The following is a 19,485-nucleotide window of genomic DNA, read 5'->3' on the forward strand; positions in this document are numbered from 1 at the left end:
AAGGTCGTGCACAGCGGGAATGTACCAATTAAAATCATCTTCAAAATGAAGATTAAAACGCAAAGAATCAATACGATCATTCAGTTGATTGAGACCAATCGGGTGGGGAGTCAGGAAGAGTTGTTGGGCCTTTTGGAGAAGGCGGGTTTTACAACCACCCAGGCTACTTTGTCGCGCGACCTGAAGGCCTTGAAGGTGGCCAAGCAGCCCGACCACGAAGGCGGTTATGTGTATGTGATGCCCGATAACGACAATGGCCCTGAAGAGGCAGACGCGGCGTATGGCGATTTTCCCCTGAGTGGTATTTTGTCCATGGAGTTTTCGGGCAATATGGCGGTGATCAAAACCCGACCCGGTTTTGCCAACGGCATCGCCTCGGTCATCGACAGTCACAGTCCCTTTGAAGTGCTGGGCAGTATCGCCGGAGACGATACCATTCTTTTAATTGCCCGCGAAAGTGTGGCACGCAGTGAAGTCATCGCTGCCCTGTCCCTGTTTATTCCGGGCATAAGGGATAAAGTGGCAGCGACCAAGCTTTAAGCGTCTTTGTAAACCATTAGGAAAGAACCAGGAAATAACCAGGAAAGAGAGTCAGGTAAATGGAGAAGGAAATTACCATACATATTGCATCGGAAGTACATCTTCCTTATGTGGACGTTATACTGCAGACCATTGCAGATGCTGCGAAGGTCCGGGGCACCGGTATCGCCAAGCGGAATCCGGATTATGTGAAATTAAAGATTACCGAGCGCAAGGCCATCATCGCCCTGGCGGGCGATGAATTTGCCGGCTTTTGCTACATCGAGTCCTGGGGGCACGACAAGTTTGTGGCCAACTCGGGACTTATCGTGGCCGATGCCTTTCGGGGGCGGGGACTGGCGCGCGACATTAAGCGGAAGGCCTTTGAGTTGTCGCGCGAACGTTATCCGCAGGCTAAAATCTTCGGACTCACCACCGGACTGGCGGTTATGAAGATCAACTCCGAACTGGGCTATAAGCCCGTGACTTTTTCGGAGCTGACCGACGATGAGCAGTTCTGGAAGGGCTGTCAGAGTTGCGTCAACTACGACATTTTGTTGCGCACCAACCGCAAGCACTGCCTGTGTACCGGCATGTTGTACGATCCGGCCAAGGAGGAGAAAAAGCAGCCCGCAGCTGCCGAACCTCAGAAAAACCTCAAGGTGTACGAGCGTTGGTTGCGTTTTAAGCGTTTTGTGTTTTTGCGTAATCCCAAGAAAGAGGGGGGCGGCAAGGGAGAAGGGAAAAATGTATTTCAGCGGCTCTTTGCTTTCTTGTTTTTTTAGACACAGATTTTTAGGAACCCATTAGAGAATTGAAAAATAACTTCAAAATGAAAGAAAAAGTAGTCATTGCCTACAGCGGGGGACTCGACACCTCTTATTGTGTAAAGTACCTGGCCAACGAAAAGAATTTGGATGTGTATTCGGCCATTGCCAATACCGGCGGCTTTTCGGAAGAAGAACTCAGGGACATCGAAGAAAAGGCTTACGCCCTGGGCGTAAGCAAGCACATCACCCTGGATGTTACCGCGACTTATTACCAGAAGTGTATTCGCTACATGGTATTTGGCAATGTGCTCAAAAACAATACCTATCCGCTTTCGGTATCGAGCGAGCGTATTTTTCAGGCCCTGGCCATTGTGAAATACGCCCGTGAGGTCGGTGCCAAATACATTGCCCACGGCAGTACCGGAGCCGGCAACGACCAGGTGCGCTTCGATCTGACCTTTCAGATTCTGGCCCCCGAGATAGAGATTTTAACCCCCATCCGCGATCAGGTGCTCACCCGCGAAGCCGAAATCAACTACCTGAAGGCAGCCGGTGTAGAGCGGGACTGGACCAAGATGGCCTATTCGATCAACAAGGGTTTGTGGGGAACCAGCATCGGGGGCAAGGAAACCCTAACCAGCGATCAGGCCCTGCCTGCCTCGGCCTATCCCTCTCAGCCCCTCAAGGAAGGCAGCGAACGTTTGGAGCTGGTTTTTGAAAAGGGTGAATTGACCACCGTAAATGGGAAGACTTATGCCGACCGGGTGGATGCCATTCGTGCCGTAGAGGCCGTGGGTTCGGCCTATGCCATAGGGCGCGACATACACGTGGGCGACACCATCATTGGCATTAAGGGCCGTGTAGGTTTTGAGGCCGCCGCCCCGCTGCTGATTTTGAAGGCACACCACCTGCTTGAAAAGCATACCCTGACCAAATGGCAGATGTACTGGAAGGAGCAAATCGCCAACTGGTACGGCATGATGTTGCATGAGGCCATGTATCTGGAGCCGACCCTGCGCGACATCGAAGCCTTTTTGGAGAGTACCCAGCAGAATGTGAGCGGAAAAGTGTTCATCGACCTCTTCCCCCATCATTTTCAACTGGCCGGGGTCGCTACCCTCCACGATTTGATGAAGAGCGATTTTGGGGAGTACGGAGAGGTCAACAAGGCCTGGGACGGCGACGATGTGAAAGGCTTTACCAAAATCATTTCCAATTCACTCAAGATTTTTAACAACGTCAATAAGGGACAGCTCGACATTTAACTTATGGTAAAAGTAGGGATAGCAGGAGCAGCGGGTTATACCGCGGGAGAATTGATACGCATATTGCTGGGGCATCCGCAGGCCGAAATCGTTTGGGCCCTAAGCGGAAGTCAGGCCGGTCTGCCGGTACACGAAGTGCACCGCGACCTGGTGGGCGATACCGACCTGGTTTTTGCAGCGGCACCGGATTTTGCTGCAGTTGATGTGGTGTTTTTGTGTATGGGCCACGGGAAATCCGCCTCCTTTGTAGAGGCATCTGATATTCCCGCCCATGTAAAAATCATTGATTTGAGCAACGACTATCGCCTGGAAGCTCCGGGCAACGATTTTGTCTATGGTCTGCCCGAGATGCAGCGTGCTGAAATTAAGTCGGCACAACACCTGGCCAACCCCGGTTGTTTTGCCACCGCCATCCAGTTGGCCCTGCTGCCCCTGGCAGCTGCCGGTCGTCTGAAAGAGGTACACATTCACGCCATCACCGGCTCCACCGGAGCCGGTCAGGCCCCTTCGGGCACCACACACTTCAGTTGGCGCAACAGCAATATTTCGGTGTACAAGAGTTTTACGCATCAGCACCTGGGCGAAATAGGTCAGTCGCTGAAGCAACTCCAGCCGGATTTTGAGGCTGCGGTCAACTTTGTACCCCTGCGCGGCGATTTTGCCCGAGGCATTCTCGCCTCGGTTTATCTCGATTGCGACTGGAGTCTCGAAGAAGCCGAAGCCGCTTACGACACCTATTATGCCGACGCCCCCTTTACCTTTCGCAGCAAGGCCCCCATTGATTTGAAGCAGGTGGTGAATACCAACAAATGTCTGTTGCATCTGGGTAAGTACAACGGCAAGCTGCACATTACCAGTATTATCGATAATCTGACCAAGGGTGCCTCCGGTCAGGCCGTGCAAAATATGAATTTGATGTTCGGACTCGAAGAAGGTTCTGGGCTTTACATGAAACCCTCTGCTTTTTAGTCCCCCGTTATAAAACCCGTATTATGGAATTATTTGATGTTTACCCCCTGATGCCTGTTACCCCCGTAAAAGCCGAAGGCTGTTATGTTTGGGACGACAAGGGAACCCGTTACCTCGATTTGTATGGCGGCCACGCCGTGATCAGCATAGGCCACAGTCACCCCCATTACATCCGACGAATTACGGAGCAGGTGCAAGGCATCGGATTTTATTCCAACTCGGTACAAAACCCGCTTCAGCAGGAGTTGGCCAGCAAACTGGGGCAGGTATGCGGACTGGAAGATTATCGGTTGTTTCTCTGTAATTCAGGCGCAGAGGCCAATGAGAACGCCATCAAGCTGGCCTCCTTTCATACCGGAAAAAGTCGCGTACTGGCTTTCAAAAAAGCCTTTCATGGGCGCACCTCTGCTGCGGTGGCCATGACCGACAATCCTAAGATTCAGGCTGGAGTGAATAAGGGTATGCAGGTCAGCTTCCTGCCGCTGAACGACCTGGCTGCTGTAGAAACGGAATTGGCTAAAGGCGATGTGTGTGCCGTTATTATTGAAGGCATACAGGGCATTGCCGGTATTTATGAACCAGACGACGACTTTTTGCAAGGCCTGCAAGCGGCTTGTCAACAGGCAGAAGCCGTTCTCATTCTCGACGAAATTCAGTCGGGCTACGGTCGCTCCGGGTCCTTCTTCGCCTTTGAAAGCGCCGGCATTCGTCCCGACCTGATTACCACCGCCAAAGGCATGGGCAATGGTTTTCCGGTTGGTGGCTTGCTGATTGCCCCTGCTTTTAAAGCCACGCATGGTATGCTGGGAACCACCTTTGGGGGCAACTACCTGGCCTGTGCCGCTTCACTGGCTGTACTCGAAGTCATGGAGCAGGAAGAGCTGGTGAAAAATGCCCGGGAGGTGGGGCAGTTTTTGCTGGATGCTTTGAAGGCCATTCCGGGAATCCGTGAAGTGCGTGGACGAGGTCTCATGATTGGTTTGGAATTCGCTCAGGAGGTGGCGCCGCTGCGCCAGGTCCTGCGCGACAAGTACCATATATTTACCGGCGTGTCGGGCACGCAGGTGATACGGCTTTTACCCCCGTTGATCCTGCGGCGCGAACAGGCGCAATATTTTATCGACAGTCTTAAGGCTGTTCTCTTTACCCCTTAATTTATTGTTTTACCTACCTACCCTTAATTATGATTCAATCGCATTGGAATGAAGAATGGAAGGAAATTGATTTTCCGAACGGAGCGCTTCGAAAGCGCTATGCCGTAAGCAACTATGGTCGCGTGGTCAGTTATACCACACGAATCGAGGAAGGCCAGCCCGTGAAGGGCGGCTGTCTCAAAGGCTACAAAACACTGCCCCTGCGCCCTTTTGGCAAGTCCACCACCTATTACGTCCACAAATTGGTGGCCGAGTGCTTTTTACAGCGTACAGAGGAGGAGGAGACTTTTGTGATTCATCTCGATTACAACAAGGGCAATAACTATGTAGCCAACCTTAAATGGGCCACCCGTAAGGAAATGCTCGCGCATCAGCAAAACAATCCCTTGGTCTTGGAGAGTCGCCGTAAAGCCAAGGGGCGCTGTCCCGAAGCCGGTCCCAAGCTCAATGCCACCCAGGTGATGCGTTTGAAAAAGAAATTGCTCGATCCGGATCGGAAGACCAAGTTGCGGATCATTGCCAAACAATTTGGCGTAAGCGAAATGCAGCTGCATCGCATTCGCAAAGGAGAAAACTGGGGACATGTGGAAGTGCCGGCAAAAAGCGCACGTTGACTTTGCTGTTACCGGTTTTTTTTCGCTTTTTTAGACTGGCGTTTTCGATAGCCAAATAATCGTTTTAGTATGAAAGTGGATAAGACAGCCATAATAGGCGGCGGCCATTTGGGCGCTGCCATAGCCGAAGGATTGTTGAACTCGGGCTGGGCAGAGCCCACCAGTCTCTGGGTTACCCGCAGGCAAGCCGACAAACTGTCGGCCCTGGCTGCGCGTGGGGTGCAGACCGGCAGCGACAATTGCGCTGCCGTACGTAAGGCCACAGTGGTCCTTTTGGTGGTCAAGCCCTATCAATTGGAAGAGGTGCTGGCTGAAATTTTGCCGGAACTGGCACCCGGTGCCCTGTTGGTCTCCCTGGCAACCGGCTTTGGTCTGGAGCGCCTGCAAGCCCTTAGTGGAGGACGTTTTCCCCTGTTTCGGGCCATGCCCAATACTGCGGTAGCCGTTGGGCAATCCATGACCTGCTACGCCTCGCTCAATGCCAGTCCCCACCAGGAAGCTGTAATTCAGGACCTGTTTGGTCAGGTGGGACAGGCGCTTTTGTTGCCGGAGTCGCAGTTGGCTGCTGCTACAGCCTTAACTTCTTGTGGCATCGCCTATGCCTTGCGCTATATCCGGGCCGCTATGACAGGCGGTGTAGAATTGGGCTTTAAGTCGGACCAGGCCCAGCAATTGGTGGCCCAAACGGTGAAGGGCGCAGCGCTGTTGCTGGAGCAGGCAGGAAGCCACCCCGAAACGGAGATCGACAAGGTGGCCACTCCCGGCGGAGTAACCATTCGTGGTCTCCATGAAATGGAACAACAGGGTTTCAGTCCCGCCGTGATTCAGGGCCTGTTGGCTGCCTGTAATAAAATGGAACAAGCACAGCAATGACGACAGAAAGTAAGGCGCCCCTGGGCTCCCTCACCATAAAAATCGGGTCCAATGTGTTGACCCGTGCCGACGGGGGACTCGATCGGGAGCGTATGGCACACATTACGTCCGAATTGGCCGAGTTGCATCGGGCTGGGGTTAAGGTTATTCTGGTGTCCTCCGGGGCGGTGGCATCCGGTCGCAGTATGGTCAGTGCGCCCTGTCCCAAAGACCCGGTGTCGGAGCGGCAGCTTTTGTCGTCGGTGGGACAGGTTAAGCTGTTGACGACTTACTCGGCTTTGTTTGAGGCGCACGGGATGACTTGTGCCCAGGTATTGGTGACCAAGCAGGATTTCAGTACCCGAGAGCATTATTTGAATATGAAGAATTGTCTTTCGGTCCTGCTCGACAACGACATTGTGCCCATCATCAATGAGAACGATGCGGTATCGGTTACTGCGCTGATGTTTACCGACAACGATGAGTTGGCGGGACTGGTGGCGGGAATGATGAATACCGAGGCTTTGTTTATTTTAAGCAATGTGGACGGCGTGTATACCGGGCCCCCCACAGAACCCGGCGCCGTGCTGCTCGAGCGCATTGATGCCGACAGCGGCGACTTGTCGGCCTACGTCACCACGCAAAAGAGTAATTTTGGGCGGGGCGGCATGCTCACGAAGGGCCGTGTGGCCCGCAATACGGCGGCAGCCGGCATTGCGGTGTATATTGCCAATGGTACGCGCAGCAAGATCATCACCGATCTGGCCCTGGGCAGGAACAAAGTGCCGCACACCCTTTTCGTGCCGGGGGAACCGCGCCCTGCCGTTAAGAAGTGGATGGCCTCGTCGGCCGGCTTTGCGCATGCTGAGGTGAGCATCAATGCGGGAGCCCGTACCGCTCTTTTTTCGCCCCGCGCCACCAGTCTCCTTTTGGCCGGTGTCACCGCATTTAAGGGCGAGTTTAAAAAGGGCGATTTGTTGCGGATTGTGGATGAAAAGGGGCAGTTGATAGGCATCGGCAAGGCCCAATACGACAGAAAAAGAGCTGAAGATCATCGGCTCGATACCAAGTACAAGCCCTTGGTGCATTACGATTATCTGGTTTTGTTTCACTGAAGAAAACCCAAACAAAAGCGTTACTGACTTATGACCTGCAGAGAACAAATAGAAAAAGCACGGGCCGCCACGGCGGCCATGGTACAGGTAGATGAAGCCCTGAATGTCAAAGTCCTCATGGATTTGGCCGACCGGGCAGAAGCCAATATTGCTCCTTTGTTGGAGGCCAATACGAAGGACCTGGAGCGTATGCCGCAGAGCGATCCGCGTTACGACCGGCTGCTGCTCAGCGAAGCGCGTATTCGCGCCATCGCTGGCGACCTGCGTGCTGTGGCCCGTATGGAGAGTCCCCTGGGACAGGTGCTCGAAGCACGGAAGCAGGACAATGGATTGCAACTGCAGAAGGTACGGGTGGCGCTGGGGGTGGTTGGTGTTATTTATGAAGCGCGCCCCAACGTTACCTTCGATGTCTTTGCCCTTTGTTTTCGCAGTGGCAACGTAGCCGTGCTGAAGGGCGGACAGGATGCCTGGTATTCCAATCAGGCCATTGCACAGCTTATTGGGGAGGTCTTGCGCGACAACGGCATATCCCGGGAAGTTATGCAGCTCTTGCCTGCCGATCGCTCGGCTGCTACGGAGTTGATGAATGCGGTGGGACTTGTAGATGTTTTGATTCCAAGGGGATCGCAGGGATTGATCAGCTCGGTGCGTGAAAACTCCCGGGTGCCGGTGATTGAGACCGGTGCCGGGGTGGTGCATACCTATTTCGATGAGACGGCCGACCTGGAAATGGGCAAGACCATTGTCTTTAATGCCAAAACACGCCGGGTGAGTGTATGCAATGCCTTGGAGTGCTTGCTGGTGCACCGGGACCGCTTGAAAGATTTGCCCGAATTGGCAGCGCCCCTGGCGCAGAAGCAGGTGCAGTTGCAAGCCGACGAGGCAGCGCTGGCGGTACTTCGGGGCACTTACCCCGAAGAGCTGCTGAAGGCAGCCACCGAACAGTCCTGGGGCAAGGAGCACCTGGCCTATGTGCTCTCGGTACGGACAGTGGCCAATATGGATGAGGCCCTGGCCCACATTGCCGCCTACAGCACCCGCCACAGTGAGGCCATTCTCACGACCAGTGCCGCCAACAAAGCCCGCTTTTTTAAGGAAGTAGATGCTGCTGCCGTTTACGCCAACACTTCTACGGCCTTTACCGACGGGGCGCAGTTTGGCATGGGCGCCGAGATCGGCATCAGTACCCAGAAGTTGCATGCACGTGGTCCTATGGCTTTGCCCGAATTGACCAGCTACAAGTGGTTGGTCGAAAGCGACGGAAAGAGCCGTCCCTAAACCCCTGGCCCTAGTAAGCTGCAGTCCTAACAACATTAAACCATTTAAGCATGAGACGATTTTTATATCCTTCCGATTTGGGCAGCCTTAAGGCCGCTTTGGAAGAGGCCAAGGCCGTGAAAAGCAATCCCTACGCCGATCAGGCCCTGGGTCGCAACAAAACCCTGCTCCTTCTTTTCTTTAATTCCAGTCTCCGTACCCGTTTGAGTTCGCAACGTGCGGCTTATAATTTGGGGATGAATGTGATTGTGCTGGATGTGAATAAGGACGGCTGGCAATTGGAGACCGAATTCGGCGTGATTATGGACGGCGATAAGCCGGAGCACCTGCGTGAGGCGGTTCCGGTAATGGGTCAGTATTGCGACATCATTGGGGTGCGCTCCTTTGCCCGCTTCGAAAAGCGGGAGGACGATTACAGCGAGCCCATTCTCCAGCAGTTTATCGACTACAGCGGCGTACCTGTCATCAGTCTCGAATCGGCCACCCGTCACCCCTTGCAGAGTTTTGCCGACCTTCTTACCATTGAGGAGTACAAGCAGGTAGAGCGACCCAAGGTGGTCCTGACCTGGGCGCCGCATCCCCGGGCCTTGCCGCAGGCTGTGCCCAATTCCTTTGTGGAATGGATGAAACTGGCCGATGTGGATCTGACTGTGACCCATCCTGCCGGCTACGAACTGGCGCCGGAGTTTATGGACGGGGTACATTACGAGGCCGATCAAAAGAAGGCCTTTGCGGGCGCCGATTTTATTTACGCCAAGAACTGGGCCAGCTACAATTCTTACGGTCAAATATTGAGTCAGGATCGTTCGTGGACCGTAGATGAGGCCAAGATGGCGCTGACCAATAAGGCCCGCTTTATGCACTGCCTGCCGGTTAGGCGCAACATGATTGTGAGCGACGCTGTCATCGACAGCGAGGCTTCCATTGTTATCCCCGAAGCAGCCAACCGGGTGGTCTCGATGCAGGTGGTGCTTAAGCGCATGCTGCAAAGCATTGCCGAAGACGAAGATTTTTAGAAACAAAGTAAGGAAGCAGTTGATGACGAAGAAACAAACACTCACCCTGGTAAAAGTTGGGGGCAAAGTGGTGGAGGAAGCCGAAACCCTGGCACGCCTGCTGAATGATTTTGCTGCCATGGAAGGGGCACGCCTGTTGGTACACGGCGGGGGCCGGTCGGCCACCGCCATGGCTGCCCGATTGGGCGTGGAGACCCAAATGGTGGAAGGACGCAGGGTGACCGATGCCGAAATGTTGCAGGTGGTGACCATGGTGTATGGGGGACTGGTGAACAAGAACATTGTAGCGGGCTTACAGGCCAGGGGAGTCAATGCCTTGGGGATGACCGGTGCGGATATGAACATCATTCGTTCCAAACGGCGGGCCAAGGGAGCTGTGGACTATGGTTTTGTAGGGGATATTGAACAGGTCGATGGGGCCGGATTGCATGCGCTTTTGCAGGCGGGAGCCCTGCCGGTAATAGCGCCGCTGACCCACGACGGAGCGGGCCAGCTGCTCAATACCAATGCCGATACCATGGCCTCGGCTACGGCGGTGGCGCTTTCGGCTTTTTATGACGTAACTCTGGTGTATTGCTTTGAATTGCCGGGGGTGTTGACCGATGTGAAGGATCCCTCTTCGCTGATAAAGGAAATACAACCAGCCTACTACCAGCAATTGAAGGCCGAGGGTGTGGTGGCCGATGGGATGGTGCCCAAGCTCGATAATTGTTTTGCGGCCCTTGAACAGGGCGTTAGTCGGGTGCGCATCAGTAATGTGGAGGGCCTTTCAGGAGGTGGTCTTTCCGGAACCCTGCTCCGTTTGTAGGGCTTTCCGGACTCAGTAAAAAAGGATGAGATATGGTGGTGATCGACGAATTGTTTAATGAATCTGTAGAACTGCTCAAAATGCTCATTTCCATTCCCTCACTCAGCAGGGAAGAGAAGCAGGCGGCAGATCTGGTGGAACTGCGTTTGAAGGAGATGGGACTGCAGCCCAGGCGGAAAATGAACAATTGTTGGGTGGTGGCACCCGACTACGATGCTTCGCGCCCCACCATTTTACTCAATTCGCACATCGACACCGTAAAGGCTTCGGCGCAGTGGCAGAAAGATCCCTTTACTCCGGTGGTAGAAGGCGATCGTCTGAGCGGACTGGGCAGCAACGATGCCGGTGGCCCCTTGGTGGCCTTGTTGGCCGCTTTTCGCTATCTGTCGCAGCGCCCCCAGGCCTACAATCTGATTTTTGCCGCCACAGCTGAAGAAGAAATTTCGGGTCCCAACAATGTAGCTGCCCTGCTCGATGAACTGGGTCCCTTGTCCTTAGGCATTGTGGGGGAACCCACACAAATGCAAATGGCGGTAGCCGAAAAAGGCTTGCTGGTGATCGATGGAGAAGTCGCCGGAAAGTCGGGTCATGCCGCGCGCAACGAGGGGGTTAACGCCATTATGGAGGCCCTGCCGGTTTTGCAGTTTTTTCGCGATTATCGATTTGAGAAAGTCTCCCCTTTTCTGGGCCCGGTTAAGATGACGGTCACCGGCATACAGGCCGGCTCGCAGCACAATGTGGTGCCCGATAAGCTGAGCTTTATGGTCGATGTCCGCGTTAATGAGTGCTACAGCAATCAGGAAGTATTTGAGCTTTTGCAGGCCCAGGTTCCCTGCAAGCTCAAGGCCCGCAGTTTTCGATTGAACTCCTCTTCCATATCCCGTGAGCACCCCCTGGTGCGCAGGGGTGAGGACCTGGGCTTGCAGACCTTTGGGTCGCCCACCACCTCCGATCAGGCCACCCTGCCCTTTGAAACCCTGAAAATAGGACCCGGCGATTCGGCCCGCTCACATACGGCCGATGAGTACATTTACCTGAGCGAAATCCGCGATGGCATCAACACCTACATCCGTCTTTTGGATGGTTTGGTTTTTTAATTGAAGTAAAAAGACAGAAAGATATGAAGCTTTGGGATAAAGGCACAGCCGTAAATAAAAAGATAGAAGATTTTACCGTGGGGCGCGACCGCGAACTGGATGTGGAACTGGCCCCCTTCGACATTCTGGGCACCATGGCCCACATCATTATGTTGGAGAAGGTAGGATTGCTTGAGCGCGAAGAATTGGCGCTTTTACTGCCGCAGCTTAAGGTGCTGTACCAGCAAACACAGGAGCAGGGTTTTGTCATTGAAGAGGGGATAGAAGATGTGCACTCCCAGGTGGAGCTGCTGCTGACTCAGGCCCTGGGCGATGTGGGTAAGAAGGTGCACAGTGGCCGCTCGCGCAACGATCAGGTGCTGCTCGACTTAAAGTTGTACACCCGGAACCGACTGATGCAGCTGAACGTTGGCATCAGCGACCTTTTTGAGGTGCTGCAACAGCGCAGTGAAGCCCATAAAGACGACTTGTTGCCCGGCTATACCCACCTTCAGGTGGCCATGCCTTCTTCTTTCGGACTTTGGTTTGGTGCCTATGCCGAGAGTCTGGTCGACGATATGCATCTGCTGCTGGCCGCCTGGCGCATTGTTAATCAGAATCCATTGGGTGCGGCAGCAGGTTACGGCAGCAGTTTTCCGCTCGATCGCGAACTGACCACGCAACTCCTGGGTTTTGACGATCTGAGTTACAACGTGGTGTATGCCCAAATGGGGCGGGGCAAAATGGAGCGCAGCGTGGCCATGGCCATGGCTTCGGTAGCCGCTACGGTGGGAAAACTGGCCATGGACGCCTGTCTTTATATGAGTCAGAACTTTGGCTTCATTGGTTTGCCTGCCGAACTGACTACCGGTTCGAGCATCATGCCGCACAAGAAAAATCCCGATGTGTTTGAACTCATTCGTGCCAAGTGCAATAAGTTGCAGGCCCTACCGCAGCAAATTATGATGATCACTGCCAATTTGCCCTCGGGTTACTTCCGCGACCTGCAGCTTATTAAAGAGATTTTTTTACCGGCCTTCGACGAGCTGCAAAGCTGTTTGGACCTGACCACCTTTGCCGTGGCCAACATGGAGGTGAAAAAGGACCTGATGAAAGATCCGCGCTATCGTTATGCCTTTAGTGTGGAGGAGGTCAATCGCCGGGTGTTGGAGGGCCTGCCCTTTAGGGATGCCTATCGCGAGGTGGGACAAGAGATTGAAAAGGGCCACTTTGAGGTGCCTGAGAGTATTCACCACAGTCACGCAGGCAGTCTCGGTAATTTGTGTACTCCCCAAATCAAAGCGAAAATGGAAGTCGTGCAGCGCTCTTTCAACTTTGAAACAGTAAATACCGCCATCCAAAATTTAATGAACCAATAACAATCAGCGTTTATGGCCTTACTTGAAGAACTTGCAAAAGCATCGGTGCAGTCCTGCGAAATCAATAAAGAACTGTACAATCAATACAATGTAAAGCGCGGTTTGCGCAACGCCGACTTTTCGGGCGTGTTGGTGGGACTCACCAACATTGGTAACGTAGTGGGTTATTCTAAGGATGTGAATGGGGTGTCCATTCCCATGAACGGCGAACTCTACTACAGGGGTTACGAGGTAAAGGATCTGGTACACGGTTTTCAGAGCGACGGTCGCCACGGGTTTGAAGAAGTGGCCTACCTGCTGCTGGCGGGCAAACTGCCCAATAAAGAGGAGCTGAAAAGCTTCACCGACATGATTAAAGTCGAGCAGGAACTCGACTTCTCCCTTTCCAAGAACCTCATTCTCTCCTTGCGGGGCAAATGCATCATGAATATGCTGGCGCGCACCGTACTGGGTTTGTATACCGACGACGACAAGGCGGAAGATTACAGCCCCGAAAACCTGATACGACAGTCGATCAGTCTCATAGCCCGCTTTCCGGTGATTGTGGCCTATGCCTACTTTGGGATGCGGCACTCCTTTCAGCGCAAGTCGCTCATTATTCGTCACCCCAAACCCGGCTTAAGTCTGGCCGAGAACTTCCTCTACATGCTTAAGGGAAGCAACGGCTACACCAAGTTGCAGGCCGACCTCCTTGATCTGGCCCTGGTTTTGCATGCCGAGCACGGCGGGGGAAACAACTCTTCCTTTACCACCCGGGTGGTCAGCTCGGCGCAGACCGACACTTATTCGGCCATTGCTGCTGCCTTAGGATCGCTCAAAGGAGGTTTGCATGGTGGAGCCAACATCAAGGTGATTCGCATGATGGACAACATCAAGGAGAATGTGAAGAACTGGGACGACGAAAACGAGGTGGACGACTACCTGAACCGGATTTTGAACAAAAAGGCTTTTGATGGTACCGGAAAAATATACGGTATTGGTCACGCCATCTACACCCTTTCCGATCCGCGTTGCGTGCTTTTAAAGGAGCAGGCCAGGGAGTTGGCCAAGCAGGCCGGCAGGGAGGACGAGTACAACCTGTACGAATCCATCGAAAAGCTGGCGCCCAAGGCCTTTTACCGTTACAAGGGCAGCAACAGTAAGGTGATTACCGCCAATGTGGATTTTTATTCGGGCTTTATTTATCAGTGCCTGGGTATTCCGGAGGAACTGTATACGCCGATTTTTGCCATAGCTCGAGTGGCGGGCTGGGCGGCTCACCGCATTGAGGAAGTAACTTCCTCCAGCGCCCGCATTATTCGTCCCGCCTACAAGAGCGTGGTCGAAGAAAAGAGCTATACGCCACTTTCTAAGCGGAGTTGATCGAATGGAGCCTTGTTTTTTTAAGCCGGTTTTCTTAAGGAAGACCGGCTTTTGTATTTTTCGAACACTCTGGTATAATTATGCGATTATCGGGCTGTTTTGATTTTTTAAGAGAATAATTATGCATTTTTGATTTTCGGTACTTTATAAGTGCAGCGTATTTCGTAACTTTGTCAGCGACACAAGTGCACTAATTCCTGATAAACCTGATTGCTGTATGGCAGAAGCGAAAGAAATCAAACTTGTTTTGGAAGACGGCAGCGTCTTCAGCGGAAAATCCTTCGGGAGTCACAAATCCATAGCCGGAGAGGTGGTCTTTAATACCGCCATGACGGGCTACCCGGAGAGTCTCACCGATCCCTCCTACAAAGGCCAGATACTGGTGGCCACTTATCCGCTCATTGGTAATTACGGGGTGCCTTCCAAAGAAATGGAGAACGGCATCCCGAAATTTTATGAATCGGACCGTATTCATGTAAGCGGACTGGTGGTGTCTGACTATTCTTTTGAATTCAGTCACTGGAATGCCGGGCACAGTCTGGCCGATTGGCTCAAGCAGGAAGATGTTCCCGGCATCTTTGGCATCGACACCCGAGCGCTAACCAAGTTGTTGCGCGATAAGGGTCCGCTGCTGGGTAAGATCGTGGCGGACAATCAGGATGTGGATTTTTACAATCCCGACAACGACAATCTGGCTGCTCAGGTTTGTACCCCCTCAAAAGTGGAGTACGGCAAAGGCCAACACCGCATCTTGTTGGTAGATACCGGTGCCAAGTACAATATTTTGCGCTGCTTGCTGCGTCGCGATACCACCGTGATCAGGGTGCCCTGGAACCATGATTTCAGCATGGAGGACTACGACGGCATTATGCTGTCGAACGGTCCCGGTAACCCTGCTGTGTACCAGGCCACCATCGATCAAATCAGTAAGGCTTTGCAGGGCGATAAGCCCATTTTTGGCATTTGTCTGGGCAACCAGCTGATGGGCATCGCAGCCGGAGGGGGTACCCACAAGCTGAAATACGGTCACCGTGCCCACAATCACCCCGTACAAAAAGTCGGCACCGACACCTGCTACATTACCAGTCAGAACCACGGTTTTGTGTTGGATACCGATTCGCTGGGAAGCGACTGGGAGCCGTTGTTTGTGAATTTGAACGACGGCACCAACGAGGGCATCCGTCATAAGAACAAGCCCTTTTTCTCCACCCAGTTTCACCCCGAGGCTTCCAGCGGACCCACCGATACGGAATTTCTGTTCGACGACTTTATCGGACTCATTGAAACCGCCAAAGCCGGAAAGGCTGCTGTGTAGGCGGCATCCCCATAAGTGGTGGTAGGCATAGAGGAAAACGAGGACCTATATCGCGTAGTTTTCAGCTTTCTTATTTAGAATCCTTTTAAATAAAGGCCCGGAGCGACCCCGCTCCGGGTTTTTTATTTTCAGGACTGCCCTGGGCAGGTGCTTTAAAACCCTAATAATAGGGGATTGCCAGGATAAGTCCTCACAGCTACTTTTGTTGCGTGCTTTTTCGGTTCGATCGCCGAAAGCGTAAACAAAAGAAATTATGCGCAGTTATTTTATACTTCTGGTCCTTACTATTTGCTGCAACATCATGCACACGCAAGCGCAAGGGCGCCTGGTGGGACAAGTGCGTTTTGCAGATGGGGAACCTGCCATCAGCGCGATTGTGCAGTTGAAAGAGTTGCAGGCCCATGCAGTAACCAATGTGGACGGCGCCTTTGTGCTGGATGCCCTGCCCTACGGGTCCTACACCCTCGAAATTGCTTCTGTGGAATCGGAGCCTAAGCAATTAGAGCTGGCGGTCAACACCGACCGGGTGGCCCTCGAGGTGGTACTCGATCGCTCGGTCCACGCCCTCAACGAAGTGGTGGTCAGCGGGCAATCTGTGCGCAACCGCATAGAAACGCAGGGCTTTTCGGTAGCCGCCGTGGAAACTAAGGATGTGGCTTTTCAAAGCGTGCAAGCCAACGAGATGTTGGACCGCACAGCAGGTGTACGCATAAGGCAGGGTGGGGGACTTGGCTCGCGGGTCGACTACAACATCAACGGGATGTCGGGCAACGCAGTAAGGGTATTCATCGACGGGGTGCCCCTGGCCAATTACGGCTCTTCCTTTTCGCTCAGCAGCATTCCCCCTGCCATGATTGAGCGGGTGGAGGTCTATAAAGGCGTGGTGCCTGCTCACCTGAGCGACGACGCCCTGGGGGGTGCCATTAATATGGTGCTGCGCAAGGAGGGCCGCAACAGCCTCTCCACCTCCTACAGCTTTGGTTCCTTCAACACCCATCAGTGGAACCTGAACGGCAGTTACCGACACGATAAAAGTGGCTTTGTGCTGCGGGGTTCCGGATTTTACAATTACTCCGACAACAACTACAAGGTCTGGGGCGATAAGGTTTATGTGACCGGTTCCGACGGTAAAATCAACTATGTTGAGGCCGAACGTTTTCACGATCGCTACCGTTCCGGGGGACTTACCCTGGATGCCGGTTTCAGCGAGGTGGACTGGGCCGATTTGTTTTTGGTGGGACTGGTTCGGTCTGCAGGCGATAAGCAGTTGCAGCATGGGGCTACAATGGAAACGGTGTATGGGAATCGCTTCAGTGAGCAGGACAACACCCTGGGTAAACTCAGTTATCAAAAGACCGATTTGTTTACAGAGGGGCTGGATGTGGTTCTGAATGCAAGCTATTCGCGGCGGGCGCGTGTGCTCATCGATACCGTAGCTCACATCTACAACTGGCTGGGAACGCCTGTGGATTTGAATGGCGATGGTCAGTGGGACCAATGGGCATCGGGTGCTGAGGGTGGACAAGCGACGATGGCCGAAGCTCCCGAGTCGCGTTATTCACTGCGCAGTACTGTGCGCTACCTTTTTTGGCGGCAGCACAGCCTCAGTTTCAACTACCTGCGCAGTCACTTTACCCGTAGGCCCGACGATCCCCTGCGTCCCCAGGCCGAACGACAGTTTCAGGATGTTCGGCGTCTCGATAAGGACGTGTACGGACTGACCCTCGAAAGTGCCTGGGGGAACGACGGGCGTTTTTTGAGTTCCTTGTTCTATAAGCATTACCAGCAGCACATTGCTCTGGAAGAGCCCCTGAAGGAGGAGGGCGTGCTGCGTGCCTTTCATTACAGTAAAAGCAACAGGGAGGGAGGCTTTGGGGCCGCATTCTCCTACAAATTGTGGCCGCGGCTGACTTTAATGACTTCAGCCGAGAAGGCGGTGCGACTGCCGGAGCACAATGAGGTTTTTGGGAACGATGCGGAGAACATCGACAGCGCCTACGAATTGAAACCCGAACGGAGTTTGAACGCCAACCTGGGCTTTTATCTGGGGCGTTTGTCCTGGGGTCCGCACCGCCTCTACTTGCAGGGCAATCTTTTTTATCGCGAAACGCGCGATATGATCCGTCAGGCCATCGCCAGTCAACATGCCGAGACCTTTGCTTTCGAAAACCAGGATGAGGTGCTCAGTAAGGGCTTTGATGCTGAGCTGGGCTACGATTATGCGCGTCACCTGAATGCAGTCGTTGGTGTAAGCAGTTTTAATGCTCGCTTTAATAAGCGGTACGACCAGCATGGCGCGCAGTACATTTATTATGGCGACCGCCTGCGCAATGAGCCCTTCTTTACGATAAACACCCAGGTTAATTACCATCTGCACGATGGGTTGCAGCCCCACAGTCGCACCACCTTCTCGGTCAACTGGGCCTATGTGCACGAATTTTATCGCGATTGGGCCAGTCTGGGCGGCGCCAATAAAGCCATGGTGCCCACCCAGTCGCTGGTGGATGTGGGCATCACCCACCAAATGAGCGACAAGCGCCTGGCGCTTAGTCTCGATGCCAAAAACATTTTTAACCAACAGGCTTTCGACAACTGGGCCCTGCAAAAACCCGGTAGAGCCTTTTATGTAAAAATCACTTATACATTACTTTAAACCAATTATTATGTTTCAAAAATCAGTTTTATGGACAGCCCTTCTTGCCGTAGGCGCCGTGTTCAGTGCTTGTGATAAAGACGACGACCCCAATACCGAAGCCATTTCGCCTGAGGGGAAAATATTCCATGTAGCCCTGGCCGTGGGGTCTGGCAGTTCTTCGCAGACCTATGTGCAGAATGTGAGCGACCTGGAGACGGGCAGTATCAGTTTCAATGGCTTTGGCTTTGAGGTGCCCTCTACCCGTACGGCACGCATCTATGCCTCGCAGGATGGGCACTTTTTGTACAACCTCGATTACGGCGGCGGTCGTGTTTTTAAATATGCGGTGAAAGGTGCGCAACAGTACGAGTTGGTAGAGGAGACCAATGTGCAACATGCGGTAGGGACCACCCATCCCAGGTGGACCAAGGTGAACGATGCGCATGCGCTGCTGCATCACATTGCCACCGAGCATGTATACGATGAGGAGGAAGCTTATATCCGCACTTCGGTCAATGCCCACCTGGTCTCGGTGGAGTTGGAGGGAATGGGTATGACCGGTAACGAGGTACTCCCCTTGCCACAGTCGGAAGAGGATCTGGCCAAGAATCAGTACATCTTTCGCATCGATGCCCCGGTGGTATCGGGTGGTAAGGCCTATTACGGCTTGGCCAAGCGGCGCTACAACCCCGAAACCGGAGAAAACGAAACGGCGCAGTACAGCAGCGTGGAGACTTTGGTGGTGGATTATCCGCAAATGAGCAATCCCTCCTTCATCAGCACCCAGGTCGATGGTGCCAGGGGCGCAACCAATGGCTACCGCACCCCGGTGGCGCACGCCGATGAGCTGGGCGACATCTACCAGGCGCTTTCGGTGCCCGATGCCAGTTACGATTGTTTTATTCTGCGTATAAAGGAAGGCGCCTACGACGAGAGCTACGCATTTAATCTCTCTGAAGTGCTTGGTAAGCAAGTGACAACCAACGGCTGGTTTTATGCCGGTAACGGCATTGGCTATGTGCCCTTTGCCGACCTGGAAGCGGGAGCGCTTGGCGACGCGGTTTGGTCACTGGCCCGCGTTGATTTGTATGGGCAGACTGCCGTGGAGCTGAATGTGCCCGATGGGCTTTGGTTGCAGCAGTACCAATACAGTGTGGTGGAGGACGGGAAGTTCTACATGGCCCTGGCTCCGGTAGGGCAGCAAGGTTACGTGTATGTTTTTGATGTGGACTCAGACAGTCCCGATGCCTTTACGCAGGGTGCAGCCATACAGACCGGTGCAGATGCTTATTATATAGGAATATTCTAAGCGGAGAATAGCTGAAAATAAAAAACCGGAGGCCCAGGCCTCCGGTTTT

At 53.5% G+C, this 19,485-nt stretch carries 17 protein-coding genes; all 17 read left to right on the plus strand.

Translation table 11 applies throughout. From position 1 onward, the window contains the following. Positions 1–45 precede the first annotated feature (45 nt). Positions 46–540, plus strand: coding sequence for an arginine repressor (locus B4W65_RS07115; protein WP_088654493.1), 495 nt, complete (start codon positions 46–48; stop codon positions 538–540). A gap of 59 nt (positions 541–599) precedes the next feature. Beyond that, complete coding sequence (locus B4W65_RS07120) at positions 600–1,304, plus strand: GNAT family N-acetyltransferase (protein WP_088654442.1); 705 nt, start codon at positions 600–602, stop codon at positions 1,302–1,304. Positions 1,305–1,351: 47 nt separating this feature from the next. Further along, the gene (locus B4W65_RS07125; RefSeq protein WP_088654443.1) at positions 1,352–2,554 is read left to right on the plus strand and encodes an argininosuccinate synthase; all 1,203 of its coding nucleotides are present in this window, start codon (positions 1,352–1,354) and stop codon (positions 2,552–2,554) included. A 3-nt stretch (positions 2,555–2,557) separates the two neighbouring features. Beyond that, the gene (gene argC, locus B4W65_RS07130; protein WP_088654444.1) at positions 2,558–3,523 is read left to right on the plus strand and encodes an N-acetyl-gamma-glutamyl-phosphate reductase; all 966 of its coding nucleotides are present in this window, start codon (positions 2,558–2,560) and stop codon (positions 3,521–3,523) included. Positions 3,524–3,546: 23 nt separating this feature from the next. Then, positions 3,547–4,677 carry an aspartate aminotransferase family protein gene (locus B4W65_RS07135; protein ID WP_088654445.1) on the plus strand — a complete coding sequence of 377 codons (1,131 nt, stop codon included), beginning with the start codon at positions 3,547–3,549 and terminating at the stop codon, positions 4,675–4,677. A gap of 29 nt (positions 4,678–4,706) precedes the next feature. Beyond that, positions 4,707–5,291, plus strand: coding sequence for an NUMOD4 domain-containing protein (locus B4W65_RS07140; RefSeq protein ID WP_088654446.1), 585 nt, complete (start codon positions 4,707–4,709; stop codon positions 5,289–5,291). Positions 5,292–5,360: 69 nt separating this feature from the next. Beyond that, a complete protein-coding gene (gene proC / locus B4W65_RS07145) occupies positions 5,361–6,164 on the plus strand; it encodes a pyrroline-5-carboxylate reductase (protein WP_088654447.1) in 804 nt (267 codons plus the stop codon). Next, positions 6,161–7,258: a glutamate 5-kinase gene (proB, locus tag B4W65_RS07150; protein WP_088654448.1), complete on the plus strand. Its 1,098-nt coding sequence runs from the start codon at positions 6,161–6,163 to the stop codon at positions 7,256–7,258. Before proC ends, proB begins: the two co-directional genes overlap by 4 nt. A gap of 30 nt (positions 7,259–7,288) precedes the next feature. Continuing rightward, positions 7,289–8,536: a glutamate-5-semialdehyde dehydrogenase gene (locus B4W65_RS07155; protein ID WP_088654449.1), complete on the plus strand. Its 1,248-nt coding sequence runs from the start codon at positions 7,289–7,291 to the stop codon at positions 8,534–8,536. Between the two features lie 50 nt (positions 8,537–8,586). After that, positions 8,587–9,552 carry an N-acetylornithine carbamoyltransferase gene (locus B4W65_RS07160; RefSeq protein ID WP_088654450.1) on the plus strand — a complete coding sequence of 322 codons (966 nt, stop codon included), beginning with the start codon at positions 8,587–8,589 and terminating at the stop codon, positions 9,550–9,552. A gap of 22 nt (positions 9,553–9,574) precedes the next feature. Further along, a complete protein-coding gene (argB, locus tag B4W65_RS07165) occupies positions 9,575–10,360 on the plus strand; it encodes an acetylglutamate kinase (RefSeq protein WP_088654451.1) in 786 nt (261 codons plus the stop codon). Between the two features lie 32 nt (positions 10,361–10,392). Continuing rightward, positions 10,393–11,457 carry a M20 family metallo-hydrolase gene (locus B4W65_RS07170; RefSeq protein ID WP_088654452.1) on the plus strand — a complete coding sequence of 355 codons (1,065 nt, stop codon included), beginning with the start codon at positions 10,393–10,395 and terminating at the stop codon, positions 11,455–11,457. 23 nt (positions 11,458–11,480) lie between these two features. After that, positions 11,481–12,815 (plus strand): argininosuccinate lyase, encoded by a 1,335-nt coding sequence (argH, locus tag B4W65_RS07175; RefSeq protein WP_088654453.1) that lies wholly within the window; start codon positions 11,481–11,483, stop codon positions 12,813–12,815. A gap of 12 nt (positions 12,816–12,827) precedes the next feature. Further along, positions 12,828–14,177, plus strand: coding sequence for a citrate synthase (locus B4W65_RS07180; protein WP_088654454.1), 1,350 nt, complete (start codon positions 12,828–12,830; stop codon positions 14,175–14,177). Between the two features lie 217 nt (positions 14,178–14,394). Beyond that, positions 14,395–15,492: a glutamine-hydrolyzing carbamoyl-phosphate synthase small subunit gene (gene carA / locus B4W65_RS07185; RefSeq protein WP_088654455.1), complete on the plus strand. Its 1,098-nt coding sequence runs from the start codon at positions 14,395–14,397 to the stop codon at positions 15,490–15,492. 253 nt (positions 15,493–15,745) lie between these two features. Continuing rightward, positions 15,746–18,145: a TonB-dependent receptor gene (locus B4W65_RS07190; RefSeq protein ID WP_088654456.1), complete on the plus strand. Its 2,400-nt coding sequence runs from the start codon at positions 15,746–15,748 to the stop codon at positions 18,143–18,145. Positions 18,146–18,155: 10 nt separating this feature from the next. After that, positions 18,156–19,436 carry a hypothetical protein gene (locus tag B4W65_RS07195; RefSeq protein WP_088654457.1) on the plus strand — a complete coding sequence of 427 codons (1,281 nt, stop codon included), beginning with the start codon at positions 18,156–18,158 and terminating at the stop codon, positions 19,434–19,436. The last annotated feature ends 49 nt before the right edge of the window (positions 19,437–19,485 follow it).

It is taken from the genome of Geofilum rhodophaeum (genome assembly GCF_002210225.1).
In the GTDB taxonomy this organism is placed as follows: Bacteria; Bacteroidota; Bacteroidia; order Bacteroidales; family Marinilabiliaceae; genus Geofilum; species Geofilum rhodophaeum.

Bases quoted from the DNA above. Each gene is read 5' to 3' on its own strand.
- B4W65_RS07115 (WP_088654493.1), top strand. From the start codon at position 46: ATGAAGATTAAAACGCAAAGAATCAATACGATCATTCAGTTGATTGAG.
- B4W65_RS07120 (WP_088654442.1), top strand. From the start codon at position 600: ATGGAGAAGGAAATTACCATACATATTGCATCGGAAGTACATCTTCCT.
- B4W65_RS07125 (WP_088654443.1), top strand. From the start codon at position 1,352: ATGAAAGAAAAAGTAGTCATTGCCTACAGCGGGGGACTCGACACCTCT.
- argC (WP_088654444.1), top strand. From the start codon at position 2,558: ATGGTAAAAGTAGGGATAGCAGGAGCAGCGGGTTATACCGCGGGAGAA.
- B4W65_RS07135 (WP_088654445.1), top strand. From the start codon at position 3,547: ATGGAATTATTTGATGTTTACCCCCTGATGCCTGTTACCCCCGTAAAA.
- B4W65_RS07140 (WP_088654446.1), top strand. From the start codon at position 4,707: ATGATTCAATCGCATTGGAATGAAGAATGGAAGGAAATTGATTTTCCG.
- proC (WP_088654447.1), top strand. From the start codon at position 5,361: ATGAAAGTGGATAAGACAGCCATAATAGGCGGCGGCCATTTGGGCGCT.
- proB (WP_088654448.1), top strand. From the start codon at position 6,161: ATGACGACAGAAAGTAAGGCGCCCCTGGGCTCCCTCACCATAAAAATC.
- B4W65_RS07155 (WP_088654449.1), top strand. From the start codon at position 7,289: ATGACCTGCAGAGAACAAATAGAAAAAGCACGGGCCGCCACGGCGGCC.
- B4W65_RS07160 (WP_088654450.1), top strand. From the start codon at position 8,587: ATGAGACGATTTTTATATCCTTCCGATTTGGGCAGCCTTAAGGCCGCT.
- argB (WP_088654451.1), top strand. From the start codon at position 9,575: ATGACGAAGAAACAAACACTCACCCTGGTAAAAGTTGGGGGCAAAGTG.
- B4W65_RS07170 (WP_088654452.1), top strand. From the start codon at position 10,393: ATGGTGGTGATCGACGAATTGTTTAATGAATCTGTAGAACTGCTCAAA.
- argH (WP_088654453.1), top strand. From the start codon at position 11,481: ATGAAGCTTTGGGATAAAGGCACAGCCGTAAATAAAAAGATAGAAGAT.
- B4W65_RS07180 (WP_088654454.1), top strand. From the start codon at position 12,828: ATGGCCTTACTTGAAGAACTTGCAAAAGCATCGGTGCAGTCCTGCGAA.
- carA (WP_088654455.1), top strand. From the start codon at position 14,395: ATGGCAGAAGCGAAAGAAATCAAACTTGTTTTGGAAGACGGCAGCGTC.
- B4W65_RS07190 (WP_088654456.1), top strand. From the start codon at position 15,746: ATGCGCAGTTATTTTATACTTCTGGTCCTTACTATTTGCTGCAACATC.
- B4W65_RS07195 (WP_088654457.1), top strand. From the start codon at position 18,156: ATGTTTCAAAAATCAGTTTTATGGACAGCCCTTCTTGCCGTAGGCGCC.